The 14,927-nt window shown below is 34.5% G+C and carries 7 protein-coding genes; 5 read left to right on the forward strand and 2 right to left on the reverse strand.

The genetic code is table 11. The annotated features are described in order from the left end of the window. Positions 1–8: 8 nt before the first annotated feature. From OM074_RS03965 to OM074_RS03985, 5 genes are all read left to right on the forward strand, one after another. Positions 9–3,194 carry a SusC/RagA family TonB-linked outer membrane protein gene (locus OM074_RS03965; RefSeq protein WP_301197991.1) on the forward strand — a complete coding sequence of 1,062 codons (3,186 nt, stop codon included), beginning with the start codon at positions 9–11 and terminating at the stop codon, positions 3,192–3,194. 18 nt (positions 3,195–3,212) lie between these two features. Beyond that, positions 3,213–4,952, forward strand: a complete 1,740-nt coding sequence (locus OM074_RS03970) for a RagB/SusD family nutrient uptake outer membrane protein (protein WP_301197992.1) — start codon at positions 3,213–3,215, stop codon at positions 4,950–4,952. Between the two features lie 174 nt (positions 4,953–5,126). After that, on the forward strand, positions 5,127–6,569 hold the full coding sequence (locus tag OM074_RS03975) for a glycoside hydrolase family 32 protein (protein WP_301197993.1): 1,443 nt from the start codon (positions 5,127–5,129) through the stop codon (positions 6,567–6,569). A 19-nt stretch (positions 6,570–6,588) separates the two neighbouring features. Continuing rightward, positions 6,589–8,826 (forward strand): alpha-galactosidase, encoded by a 2,238-nt coding sequence (locus OM074_RS03980; protein ID WP_301197994.1) that lies wholly within the window; start codon positions 6,589–6,591, stop codon positions 8,824–8,826. Positions 8,827–8,853: 27 nt separating this feature from the next. Further along, positions 8,854–10,425, forward strand: a complete 1,572-nt coding sequence (locus OM074_RS03985; protein WP_301197995.1) for a glycoside hydrolase family 32 protein — start codon at positions 8,854–8,856, stop codon at positions 10,423–10,425. Positions 10,426–10,521: 96 nt separating this feature from the next. Here the strand turns inward: OM074_RS03985 and OM074_RS03990 are convergent, their stop codons facing one another. Then, positions 10,522–13,293: a hybrid sensor histidine kinase/response regulator transcription factor gene (locus OM074_RS03990; protein WP_301197996.1), complete on the reverse strand. Its 2,772-nt coding sequence runs from the start codon at positions 13,291–13,293 to the stop codon at positions 10,522–10,524. Between the two features lie 447 nt (positions 13,294–13,740). Continuing rightward, positions 13,741–14,910 carry an iron-containing alcohol dehydrogenase gene (locus tag OM074_RS03995; protein ID WP_301197997.1) on the reverse strand — a complete coding sequence of 390 codons (1,170 nt, stop codon included), beginning with the start codon at positions 14,908–14,910 and terminating at the stop codon, positions 13,741–13,743. Between the last annotated feature and the right edge of the window lie 17 nt (positions 14,911–14,927).

Below are 14,927 nucleotides of genomic sequence, written 5' to 3' on the forward strand. Positions count from 1 at the left end.
TTTATGCTATGAAAAAATCAGACAATTGGAAAATACTAACTGGCATTTTTCTGTCCATGTTTCTATTTATTTGTACAATAGGAGCCAATGCACAGGAAAAAACAGTTAAAGGTAAAGTTACCGGAACAGATGGTTTTGGTATACCTGGAGTAACTATTCTGGAAAAAGGAACCAATAATGGTACTATAACTGATCTGGATGGTGCTTATAGAATTAACGTTCCGGAGAGCGCAACTCTTTCAATATCGTTTATTGGAATGGTAAGTCAGGAAATTCAAGTTCAGGGGAAGAGTATAATAGATGTTATACTTGAGCAGGAAAATATTGGATTAGATGAGGTAGTTGCAGTTGGATATGGTGTATTGAAAAAGGCTGATTTAACAGGTGCTGTTGAGGTTGTTAAGATGGAATCAGTTTCTGATGTTAGTTTGAGTTCTGGAAGTCCAGTTGTTGCTTTACAAGGAAGAGTACCAGGAATGTATATTGAGAAATCAGGATCACCTTCAGGTGCTGATACAAGAGTTCTTATTCGTGGAGAAAATACATTAGGTGATAATAATCCTTTGTTTATAATAGATGGAGTTCCAACAAAAAGACCAGAGGTATTTCAAAATCTGAGTCCGGGTTCAATTTCTTCTGTTCAGGTATTAAAAGATGCTTCAGCTTCTTCTATTTATGGAGCACGAGCTTCAAATGGGGTAGTAATCGTTACTACTAAAAATGGTGCAAAGCAGGATGGAAAAGTAACTGTACAGTTTAATTCTAATGTTTCAATCCAATCAGAAAAACCACAACGTTTTAAAATGGCCAATGCTGTTCAGCGAGGAAGAGCATTGTGGCAGGCTTCAGTGAATGACCGAGTAGATCCGTCTGCGGGTTATGGCGAGATATACAATTTTGACTGGAATAATAATTTTGATAATCCGGTATTAAACAGTGTAACAGTTCAACCTTATGTAGGAGGTGATACTAATGTACCTGCAGGAGATACTGATTGGCAGGATGAAACTTACGAAACAGGTTATGTAATCAATAACGATCTGACAATTTCTGGTGGAAATGAAACATCGTCTGTATTATTGAATCTGGGCTACCTTAAAAATACGGGTATGTTAAAATATACCAATTACGACAGGATTACAGCTCGTTTAAATGCGCAAACAAGCATGTTTAATGAAAAGTTAAAAGTGGGAATTAATACTCAGGTTGTTTCTTCGAATGAAACTCTTGAAACACCAGACTTGGGTAGTGTACCAACTCCTGCGTTAGCTATTTCTTCACCTCCGACTATACCTGTTTATACCTCTACTGGTGAATACGCCGGCCCATTAGGTTCAGGTTATTCAGATAGAAACAATCCCGTATTTATGCAGTATATTAATCGATTTGACAATACTAATCGTTCTTATCTTTTTGGAAATGTTTTTGCTGAATTGGAGCTTATTCCAAATTTAGTTTTGAGAACTAACGTAGGAATTGATTATTCAATGGTAAAAGATAAAGATATAGAACCTGCATTTGAGAATGGATTTATTTCGCGATCAGTTAATAGTTTAACGATGTATAACAGCGACTTTACCAGTGTAACCTGGTCGAATACAGCAAACTATAAGTTAAAGAAAGGGAATAGTGATTTTGGATTTTTACTTGGAGTTGAATCTGTTAGCGACAATTTTAAAGATATGACAGGTTATAAAGAAGGTTTTTCTACTCAAACAGAGGACTTCTTTGTATTAAGTTCCGGAACCAGTAATGGTAATAGTTATGGAACTGCATCAGGGAGCAGACTTTTTTCTCAGTTTGGAAAAATAGATTATGGTTATGCCGGTAGATATCTGGCTTCTTTTACTCTACGACGTGACGGATCATCTCGTTTTGGTAAAGATAATCGCTATGGTTTATTTCCTGCAGCTACTTTAGGATGGCGATTGAGCGAGGAAGCATTCTTTAAATCAATTAAGAAATTAAGCAATCTTAAATTAAGACTTGGAGCTGGACGAGTAGGTAATCAGGATGTAGGAGAGTATGCCAGTCTTGCATTATTCGAACCTCGTTATGGTGCTACTGCTGATCAGATTTCATCTATTGAACACAATTCATTTTTCGACCAATTCTGGAATGTAGGTTCAGCGTATGCACTGGATGGTTCTGATTCTGGTAATCTTACATCAGGTTTTGTTTCGGTACAGGCAGCAAATCCTGCGTTGAAGTGGGAAACTACAGAAGAACTAAATATTGGTATTGATTTTGGATTTTTCAATAACCAGTTAATGGGAGCTTTTGATTATTTCACAAGAACAACATCGGATATTCTTATTCAACCACCAGTTGCATCAGCTTTAGGTGAAGGACAAAAACAATTCCTGAATGGGGCTACTCAAAAGAATAACGGATGGGAGTTTGCATTGAGCTATCGTAAAGATGTTAATGAGGATTTTACTTATGAAGTATCAACCACTTTAAGTCACTTCAGTGATAAGATTACAAAACTACCTGAAGAAGTTAGAACAGCTTATGCCGGAAATGCTGAAAAAACTATTATTGGGCATTCCAGCCGTTCAATATTCGGATATGTAACCGATGGTATTTTTCAGAACGATGCAGAAGTAGAAGATCATGCTACACAAGTAGGAGCAGCACCGGGAAGAATCAGATATAAAGATTTAAACAATGACGGTAAAATCGATGCACTTGACCAGGATTTCCTGGGAACAACCCTTCCCGATCTTGAATATGGTTTGCGAGTTGCTGTCAACTATAAGAACTTTGATTTATCCTTATTTGGTTCTGGTGTTGCCGGGAAAACAGGTTATGATTATTATATAAATGTGAATAATTTTGTAAGAAGTAGGGATAATGTTGGACCAGGCGTATTTAAAGCATGGACACCTCAAAATACAAACACATCTATTCCTGCATTAAGTTTATCAGACAACAATAATGAAGTAAGACCATCAGATTATTATAATGTAAATTCATCTTACTTTAAATTAAGAAACTTACAAATAGGTTATAACCTTACTTCATTAGTATCAGAGAAATTAGGTTTTGAAAATCTTCGTGTATATTTCATGACAGAAAATCTGTTTCTTATTAAGAGTAAAGAATTTCAGGGGCCGGATCCTGAAAGAACTAATATAAATACTATTCCAATTCCAAGATCATTCTCATTTGGAGTAAACATCGTATTATAAAGATTAAAAATGAAAATTATGAAATACATATATAAAAATTGGTTTGCTATCATATTAGTAGTCTTATTATATTCTTGTAAGGACTATCTTGAAGTTGAACCACAGGGTTTTATCGAAGCGGGATCTCCATCTGTAGAAAGTGCTGAAGGTTTGGTAACTGCAGCTTATGCTGCCATTGGTAATAATGATATGATTGGCCCTATTGCCAGCATGTGGGTTTACGGAAGTGTTCGTTCTGATGATGCCTATAAAGGTGGTGGAGGAACAGGTGATGTTGAGCCATTTAACTTTTATGAGCAGTATAATATAACGCAACCTGAACAAAGCTGGTTAGCTGGTCTTCCTTATACTTGGGAAAACTATTATTCTGCTATCTCAAGAGCTAATTCAGCTTTAAGAATGTTGAATCAACTTACAGATGATGAATATGAAGATAGAACAGCCCGTATTGCAGAAGCTCGCTTTTTAAGAGGACATAGTCATTTTATGCTAAAAATTCTGTTTAAATATATCCCTTATATTGATGAGAATCTATCCAACGATGAAATCATACAAACATCAAACAGAGAGTATACCAATGATGAACTTTGGAATGTAATTGCTAAAGATTTTCAATATGGTGTGGATAATCTTCCAGAAGATCAAGCTGAAATAGGTAGAGCAAACAAATTTGCAGCTGCTGCATATCTGGCTAAATTGAGACTATATCAGGCATATGAGCAGGATGATAATAACCAGGTTGTAAATATCAATGCAACTCGTTTACAGGAAGTTGTTGACTTAACACAGATGGTAATTAACTCAGGTAAATATTCTTTACAGCCAGATTTTGCAGAGAACTTTCTTGATGGATATGATAATGGCCCGGAATCTGTTTTTGCCATTCAATTTTCTATAAGTGATGGTACTACTGCCGGACGTTTGAATTTCGAAAATGGATTAAATTATCCTCATGGAGCTCCTCAGTATGGTTGTTGTGGATTTCACCAGGCAAGTCAGAATATGGTAAATGCTTTTGCTACTGATGAAAGTGGATTGCCAAAATTTGACACTTTTAATGATGTGGAATTAAGTGCTGAAGATATTACACCTACAGGAGTAACTGTTGATCCCCGAATTGATCATACAGTAGGTATGAACGGACACCCTTATAAATATAGGAACGAGGAAACTTATATTTTTGATAATAGTTGGATTAGAGAGCCTGGAGTATATGGTTACTTTCAAAGTATGAAAGAACAACAGGCTGCTGATTGTTCTTGCTATAAGAAGCAAGGTCCGTTTATGGGTGTTTCTAAAAATATTGATATTATTCGATATGCTGATGTGCTTTTAATGCAGGCAGAAGCTTATATTGAACTTGGTGAACAAGCCAATGCAATGCAGTTAATCAATCAAATTCGCAAAAGAGCCTCTGAAAGTACAGGACGAACTAAGTTGGCAGATGGCACAAATCCTTCTAATTATCTGATTAGTGAGTATGATGGAGCAAACCTTTCATGGACACAGGAAAATGCAAGAATAGCTTTACAATGGGAAAGAAGATTAGAATTTGCAATGGAAAGTCCTCGTTTCTTTGACCTGGTACGTTGGGGTATTGCAGAACCTACATTGAATGCCTATTTGGAAAAGGAAAAAACCAGGAAAGATTTCTTGAATAAAGCTCAGTTTACAGCAGGAAGAGATGAATATTATCCTATTCCACAACGAGAGATAGATTTTACAAAAAAATTGTATGAACAAAATGTTGGATACTAGATCCTGCTACTATTATTAAGGAATTAATTCCCGGAGTGAACTTTTAAATATTCACTCCGGTTTCAACCTCCTTTTGTCCTAATAGAAATAGAAGTACAACTTAATTTATTTACGATGAAGGCATTTTTTGTTATACCTTTTATATTAATACTGTTATCGTTACATGGTTGCAAGATGGATTCTAAGATTAAATCACATGGAATTCACTTTGTATCACAAGAGATGCAGTTGGGAGCTCCAAAGGAACTATTCTTGCATAATGGAGAATATCACCTATTCTATCAGGCAAAAGAAAATGACCAATTAATTCATTGTAAGCATGCAATTAGTAAGGATTTAGAAAACTGGCATCAAGCAACAAAAACCAATGAACTGGATTCTCTTGGATCAATTGGGGTTTGGAGTGTTGTGGTCGACCAAAATAATCAGAGTGGTCTGGCATCTGATAATCCTACTTTTATTGGATTTTACACTAATACCAGTAGTAAGGCGGAATCAAAAAACCGTAATTTTAAGTCTATCAATTTAGCAATTAGCACTGATGACGGTAATAGTTGGTTAAAGAAACCAGAATACGATATTCAACTTTATAACACCAACTCAGACATTAGAGATGCAAAAGTGATTTGGCATGAAGAAATGCAGAGATGGGTAATGTTGGTATTATCAGGTTATCATGTTCAGTTTTATTTCTCTGACGATCTGTTAAACTGGGAGTACTTTTATGAATTTGGAAATAAAGTTGACGAGAAAAAAGGAGAATGGACAGACCTTGAGTTTTTTCAAATAGGAGTTGATAACTCAAACAATAAATATTGGGTTCTTTTTGTAAGCACAACAGAAGGTGCTCCTAATAATGGAAGTGGAACTCAGTATTTTGTAGGAGAGTTTAATGGTTTTGAATTTAATCCAATCACACATAAGCCTAAATGGGTGGATAATGGAAGTGATAATTTTGCCGGGGTAGGTGTAACAAACTATTATGAACCGGAAGAGCCCGGTTATTACCTTGGATGGATAAACAATAGTAAATATGGAAATTCTATTAATAATAATGGGATGCCTGAATTGTATACTTTACCACGAAAACTGACTTTAATAAACAAATTCAATGATTATTACCTAAAATCTGTGCCAGTAGAGTATAATGAAACACAGAATAATACAAAGTTACCTTTTCAACCACAGAATATTAAAGATCAATTCGCTCTTGGTAAAAATTTGGAGTTACCAATAGCATTAAACCTGACTTTTGATGTAAACAACCGGACTTATTTGGATTTAGCCGAAGTTTTTGGGATTGAAATAATAAATCATCAAAATGAAAAGACCATTATTGGTTATAATAGTGTAAGACGTTATTTCTTTGTTAGAAAAGAAGATAAGAATAAAGTCACAGAAAAATACACCGACATTGATTACGCTTTTTATGCTATTGATAAATCTACACTCGATCTTAAAATAATCATCGATCAAGCATCAGTGGAGATATTTGCCATTGACGGATTTATTTCAATGACTAAAAAATGTGCATTACCAGAAGGAATAAAGCACCTGAATCTTTTTGCAGAAAACGGTCATGTGAAATTATTAAATGGAAATCAGACTGGATTATAAGAGTCTTAAATAAATAGTTATGGAGACAATAAAAAATAAATATATAAAGAGAATATGGATGAGCAATGTGATGTTGGTTTTGCTGATATTTAGCAGTGCTGTATTCAGTCAAAATAAAGCTGTTATTCCCATTCATACAAAAGAAACATCTTTAGTTTATTCGGTTGATAAGAATAATAGATTGGTATTTCAATATTATGGTAAAAGAATTGAAGATGTACAACCTTTTCACCATCAACAATCTTATCGTAAACTTGATACTGACAGAGACTTAAGTTATGAGGCTTATCCTACTATGGGATTAGGAAATATAAATGAACCGGCATTTGCAGCTATCCAATCAGATGGAAGCCTGAATACAGAACTGGCTTATGTGGGACATGATATGGATAAATCTGAAGAAGGTGTTTCTCATTCAATCATCAAATTAAAAGATAAAGTTTACGCCTTAGAGGTAGAGTTGCATACAAAAGCCTATGTTTCAGAAGATGTTATTACTCAATGGGTAAAAATTATTAATCACCAACCCAAAGCAATAACGCTTAAAAGATTTTATTCTTCCTTCTTGAAAGTGAATTCAGAAAGTTATTATCTGACTCATTTTTATGGTCCGTGGGCCGGAGAAATGCAAAAGGTGGAAGAGAAAATAGAAAATGGAATTAAAGTTATTGAATCAAAGAAAGGAGTACGTACAACCCAAGGTGAGAATGCATCGTTTATATTAAGCCTTGATCATCCGGCACTTGAAAATGAAGGTGAATGTTATGGCGGAGCTTTGGCCTGGTCTGGTAATTATCGTCTGTCTTTTCAAATTGATGAGTGGAAAAACCTGAATGTACTTTCTGGCATCAATCCCTTTCTAGCTGAATGGAACCTAAAACCGGAAGAGACTTTTACTACACCTGAAATGATTTATACATTCAGTAATGAAGGTCAGGGGAAAGTATCACGTAACTTACACCGTTGGGGAAGAAAGTATGGTATGACAGGTGGATATGAATCCCACGATATAGTATTGAACAGTTGGGAAGGAGCTTATTTTTCATTTGATGAGAAAACGCTTACTGGTATGATGGATGAGGCTGCGAAAATAGGAGTGGAGATGTTTGTACTTGACGATGGATGGTTTGGTAATAAGTATCCTCGTAATGATGATAATGCAGGATTGGGAGACTGGCAAACTAATACCAAAAAATTACCTCGTGGACTAGACTATTTGATTAAACATGCAAATTCTAAAGGAATAAAATTTGGTTTGTGGATTGAACCGGAAATGGTAAACCCAGCAAGCGAATTAGCAGAAAAGCATCCGGAATGGATAGTTCAAAGTCCGGGAAGGGATAAAATTACATGGAGACATCAACTTTTACTCGATCTATCTAATCCAAAGGTTCAGGATTTTATTTACAATATGGTTGACAGTCTTTTAACTACTCATCCTAAAATAGAATACATTAAATGGGATGCCAACCGCCATGTAGAACAAGTTGGTTCAACCTATTTGCCGGATTCAGAGCAAACTCACTTTTGGGTATCATATACTAAGGGGCTTTATTCTGTTTATGAGCGTATCCGTGCAAAATATCCAAATTTTGTGATTCAGGATTGTGCTTCAGGAGGTGGACGTCTTGATTATGGTGCATTAAAATATCACAATGAATTCTGGGCTTCCGATAATACAGATCCTTTATCAAGAATATTTATTCAGTATGGTACTAACCTGATTTATCCGCCCGTAGCATCAGCTTCTCATGTGTCTACCAGTCCTAATCACCAGACAGGAAGAGTCACTCCTCTTAAATTCAGATTTGATGTAGCCATGACTGGTCGTTTGGGAATGGAACTTCAGCCAAAAGATATAAAGGGAGAAGAGCGGATTTTTGCTATAGATGCAATCAATAATTACAAACAACATATACGTCCACTGGTAACAGAAGGAGATCTTTATCGCTTAATATCACCCTATGATGAAGGAGGTTGGGCATCGCAATTATTTGTTTCAAAGAACAAAAAGACAGCTGCATTATTTGCCTTTAGCATAGAGCCTCATTCAAGAGGATTATTTCCTACTATTAAGTTAAACGGACTTGATCCATTAAAAGATTATACAATTAAAGAGATCAATGAAAATGGTAAAAATCGTTTTTGGGGAAATGGCCTGACTTTTAAAGGCGAGTATTTGATGAATGTTGGTGTTGAGCTACAAATATCCGATCAGTTTGATAGTGGTGTATTTCTTCTAACAGAAGATAAGTAGGGTTTATGGGATAAATAAATTAAAGGTATGAGAGCATTTATTATAATATTTCTGATAATTCTGGCATTTGGATGCCAATCAAAAACTAATAAGCAGGATTCGACAGTGGAAAGAGTAACACGCTATTCTGAAAGGTACAGACCACAAGTTCATTTTACTCCGGATAGTATGTGGATGAATGACCCGAATGGTATGTTTTATTATGAAGGAGAATATCACTTATTTTACCAGTATTACCCGGATAGTAATGTTTGGGGACCCATGCATTGGGGTCATGCAGTTAGTAATGATCTTGTTCACTGGGAGCATTTGCCTATAGCATTATACCCGGATAGTTTGGGATATATTTATTCTGGTAGTGCAGTAGTAGATTGGAATAATACTTCTGGTTTTGGTAAAGATGGAGTTCCCCCATTGATAACTATATATACCTATAACGATAGGGTTAAGGAGATGGAAGGTGCAAATGATTATCAAACTCAGGGTATTGCATATAGCAATGATAAGGGCAGAACCTGGACTAAATATGAAAACAATCCTGTATTAACAAATCCGGGCATTAAAGATTTTCGTGATCCTAAAGTACGTTGGTATCAACCACAGCAAAAGTGGATCATGAGTCTTGCGGTTAAAGACCGTATTAGCTTTTATTCTTCAAAAGATTTAAAAAACTGGGAACACGAAAGTGATTTTCAACCAGAGCTGGGAGCTTATGGAGGAGTGTGGGAATGTCCCGATTTATTTCCAATAATGGATGAAGTTTCAGGAGAGGAAAAATGGGTGCTTTTTGTTAGTATCAATCCGGGAGCTCCTAATGGCGGTTCCGGTACGCAATACTTTGTGGGAAGCTTTGATGGTCATGAATTTATAAATGAAAATAAGAACCTTTATTGGCTGGATTATGGAAAGGATAACTATGCGGGCGTTACCTGGTCAGATATACCGGAGGAAGATGGAAGAACCTTATTTATTGGCTGGATGAGTAACTGGCAGTATGCTACTAAAGTTCCAACCGAAAGATGGCGTTCAGCAATGACTGTTACCAGAGAATTAAAATTTAAAAGTGAAGGTGAGGATTTAATTGTAACATCTATACCGGTAAACGAATTTGAAACACTCAGAAAAGAAATGAAAACTAAGGAGCAACTTATGATCTTGGGATCTGAAAAAGTATTTCAAGAAATAAAGTTACCATGTGAATTTATACTTGAATTTGAAACGATTAATCATTCAGAACTTAATAGTGTTTCAGAATATGGATTCTCTTTACAAAATGAGGATGGTGAGGAATTTATTGTTTCCTATAACTCAACTAAACAGGAATTGATCATTAACAGAGATAATTCTGGTGTCTCAGATTTCTCTGAGGATTTTAACGGACTACAATATGCGCCATATCAAGCAAAAAGTACATTGAATTTTAGAGTTATTGTAGATTGGTCGTCTATAGAAATATTTGTGAACAATGGCGAAAAGGTAATGACAAGCCTTGTTTTTCCTAAAGAAGATTACCGTACCATTAATGCATTTGCAAAGAATGGTGGAATAGCAATCAATAAAGCTGCTTTGTATGAATTAAAATCTATTTGGGATAATTAGGAAGATTTTATCATAATGATCGTATAGCAAATTGGGCAAGTAAAAGAGGGTGTTTTTTTCCGAGGAGAGGACATCCTCTTTTTTTATACAAAAAAATTACTTTTGATTTATCTCATTTAAATACTCCCTTGGTGTCTGTTTATAAATATCCTTAAAGCATTTAGAAAAGTAGGAAGGCGTACTAAAACCCGTTTTAAAAGAAGCTTCAGAAATGGTAAGGTTCTCCTCTGTCATTAATTTAATTGCTTTTTTTAGTCGTATAGATTTTATATAATCATTAGGGGATAGTTCTGTCATTTGTTTAATTTTTCGGTATAGTTGTACCCGCGACATGCCAATTTTTTCACCTAAGAACTCAACTCCGAATTGCTCGTTATTCAAATTTTCTAAAATTAAACTGTCAATATTTTTGATAAAACGATTGTCTAGTTTAGAGAGTCCTTTCCTCGGCATGTTAGCCCCTAGTTCTTTAAAGTATTTTCTTATATTGTTTTTGTTTTCAATGAGTTGGTGGATTTTAGCATAAAGATAATTTGCGCTAAATGGTTTTGTTATATAATCATCAGCTCCTTGTTCGATACCTTCAATAACTTGTTCTTCAGATGATTTTGCTGTAAGCATGATTACCGGGATATGACAGGTTTCAATTTTTGATTTTATAATTTGGGTAAACTCAAGTCCATCCATTTCAGGCATCATAACATCGGTAATAATTAAATCTAACTCGTTTTCATCAATTAAATCTAGCGCATCTTTACCATTCCCGGCTTCTACAATAATATAATTCTGAATCAAACTTTGTTTAATATAATTTCTTAATTCTTCATTATCTTCAACAAGCAATAAAACCGGTTTATTAATGTTCTCGTTAACAACCTTTTTTTCAGAATAGGAACCATTTATAGCAAGATCAGTTTCTGTTTTTATAAGATCATCCATCAAGCCTTTTTCTGTTTGCGACTGGTTTATTTCATCTGGTTCAAAATGCTCATTCCCCAATTGAAGGAATATACTAAATCGTGTACCTTTACCTTTTTCACTCCATACTTCAATTGCTCCTTTATGAATTTCAATTAATCCCTTGGTTAATGAAAGGCCAATTCCTGTACCTTCTAAACGGTTTTCACTTTGTTCTATTTGATAAAAACGATCAAAAATCCTATTCAAGTGTTCCTTTGATATTCCTCGGCCATTATCTTCAACAATAATTTTGGCGCACTCTTTTTCTTTATCACCAAATGTATATGTAACCTGGCTTAAGTGTATTTTTATAGTTCCTTCCTGATCCGTAAATTTCAGAGCATTCGATAACAGGTTAAAAAATACTTTATCCATGTGACCTTTATCAAACCAAACCGGTATATTCTCAACATTAGTATTAAAGCTAAGGTTAATATTTTTGTTTGATGCCAGGCTGATAAAGTCATTTTTAATAGATTGAAGAAATTCTACAAGATCATATTCACTAGCTAATAATCCCATTTTTTCCATCTCTATTTTCCTGAAATCCATCAACTGGTTTATTAGCTTTAACAGCCTTTTTGCATTTTTATGAATTAAATTTAGTCTCCACTTATTCTTCTCATTAAGGTCTGCATCATTTTCCATATCAAATACAGGACCTAACAGAAGGGTTAAAGGAGTTCTGAACTCATGCGAAATATTCGTAAAAAATTTAAGTTTAGCCTTAGTCGCTTCATCTAATTGTTCGGATACTCGTTTTAGTTCAATATTCTGTTTTGAAATAGCCTCTTTTTGTCTCTCAAGGTTAAGGTTTGCAATATTCTTATGTCTGAAAGCTCTAAAAACTAATGCAGTAAGAAGGATAACGATTAAAAGTAATGATACAGCAATTAACAACAATGTTTTTTGTGATTGATACTGTTCTTCCAATTTTTCAAGCATATTCTTTGACCTGTCAATATCTTGTTGGAGTGTCTCGATGTGATTATATTGAAGCCGGGTTGTTTTTACATTTGTTTTATCGATAACAACAGTAGGCAGAAGATTATTTTTATTAAAAGGTTTATTATGAAGTATCTTAGATGCGATTTGTATGGCTTCTTTTCCTCCTGTTGGGTAAATTATTGTTGCTGTTATAGTTCCGTTTTCAACCATTGAAATTCCTCCTTTGGGTGTTGCCAAACCATCAACACCCACTACAACTAAATCAGAATAATTTGTGTGTTTTTTGAGGACATCAACTGCGTCAGACGCAAGATCATCATTGAAAGCAAATATTGCTTTGATATCCGGGTGTTGATTGAAACCTGAAGGCAAACTGTCAGCAAGAATATTTTCATTCCAAAAAGAGTGTATTTTGTAAACATTTTTTAGTTTTGAGTAGTTGGCCAAGGCGTCATTGAAACCATTGCTTCTTTCTACGGCTGCAGACATTGTCATGGCTCCTTGTATTTCCAATACGTTACCTTTATAATCTAGTTTTCCACCTATATATTCAGCAGCGAATCTTCCTATTTCATAATTATCTCCACCAATATATGCAGTATAGTAATCGGAATCAATTCTACGATCAATCAGAATAACAGGTATTCCTTTTTTATAAACTTTTTCAATTGCTTTTTGTACAGGATTTATTTCATTTGGAGAAACTATTAAAAGGTCAATGTCTTGATTCAAAAGCTCATCAATTTGTTCTAATTGCGTTTTACTATCATCTAAAGCTTGTTTAATAATTATAGATAGATCGGGATGATATAGCAATTCTCTTTCCATCTCTGCTTCCATTTTTAGTCGCCAGTTATCTCTTTGTCCACATTGAGAAAAACCAATAGTGTATTTTTTACTTGCAAAGGAAAATGTGGAGATTAGTAAAATGAAAAATGAAAGCCAAAATCTGAATAACATGGAAAAAACTTTAAATAATATAGTTTATAAATATATAAAAACATTGTAAGTTTTTCCTTTATCAGTTTGATGATGTTTTAATAATTGGATTATACTTAATTAGTAATGTGGTTTTAGTTTTTGAACAAGGCAGCCTCTTGCATTCCGTTTGTGTTTCTGTAGGATCATTTAACGTTGCAGATATTATTGTATCGTCTACTTTTAATGTAATAGGAGTTGGCATTATATTCTTTTGGATTTTAACCTTGTTGAGTAATGTGAAACAAGCCATTATAGGTCTGTATTTAAACACGAGAATGATTATTGGCGGGTTCCATATGGCAATTAAAAGCAAATTTAAACAGATGAAAAGAGTTGTTGTTTGAGATTTAAAATATCAGAAACAACAACTCAAAAATAGGTAGATCATACCTATTCATTACGGGGGATTTTTATAAGGTGGATTTATTAAGCGGTGTAAGCAACTTTTAATATTTCAAGAATATCATCAGAAGTTAATTTTTTATATGCACCTAAGATAACTGTAGATTCAGCAATGGCAGGTAACATTTCTTCAGTAGCTCCAAGCTCTTTTAAATTGATAACTATACCACATTCTTTTACAAACGTTTCTAATGCATCAATTCCGGCAAGAGCAATTTCTTCTTTTGTTTTTCCTTCTTCTTCAATACCCCAAACCTGAGTTGCAAAACGAACAAACTTATCTAATCCGTTTTTGTAAATAAAACGGTAATAAGGAAGTGATACTGCTGCCAATCCCATACCATGAGCACAGTCTGTATATGCACCAATCTGATGTTCAATCATATGCACTTGCCAATCCTGTGGTTTACTTAATCCCATTAATGGATTCATAGCAAGTGTCGCACTCCACATTAAGTTACTTCTCGACTCGTAATCTTCAGGATTTTTAATAGCAATTTTAGCACTATGAATAATAGAACGAAGTACACCTTCAACAATATAATCTGAGGTTGTGTCATCTTCACCCGAAAAATATGCTTCCATAAGGTGCGACATCATATCAAAAATACCACTTACCATCTGATATTTAGGTAATGAGAAAGTATATTCCGGATTTAAGATAGAGAACTTAGGATAAACATTTGGAGGGAATACACGTCCCATTTTAAGTTTCATGTCATCGTTTGTAATAACCGAACCTCCATTCATTTCAGATCCTGTTCCTGCTAAAGTCAGGATAGATGCAACGGGTACAATTTTATTATCAACAGGTTTAAACTGTAACCAGTATTTAGTCCAAGCGTCTTCTTCACTGTATGCTGAAACCGAAATTGCTTTTGCGCAATCAATAACAGAACCTCCACCAACAGCAAGAATAAGGTCTACATTATTATCTTTAACAATTTTGGCTCCTTCCTTTACTTTTTCCCATGTAGGATTAGCCATAATACCTGTTACTTCAACAATGTTTTTTCCACATTCTTTTAAAATAGAAACAACCTGTTCATAAAGTCCTATTTTTTTTATAGAACCTTTTCCATAAGCCAACATTACAGTATCGCCATAATTCGCTAACTCGGCTTTTAAATTGCTTAATGCTTCTTTTCCAAAATGGATAATTGTTGGGTTGTGATAAGTAAAATCTAAATTCATATTGGTTCTTTATTATT

Origin of the sequence: Plebeiibacterium marinum, from assembly GCF_026013615.1 — a bacterium.
In the GTDB taxonomy this organism is placed as follows: Bacteria; Bacteroidota; Bacteroidia; order Bacteroidales; family Marinilabiliaceae; genus Saccharicrinis; species Saccharicrinis marinus_A.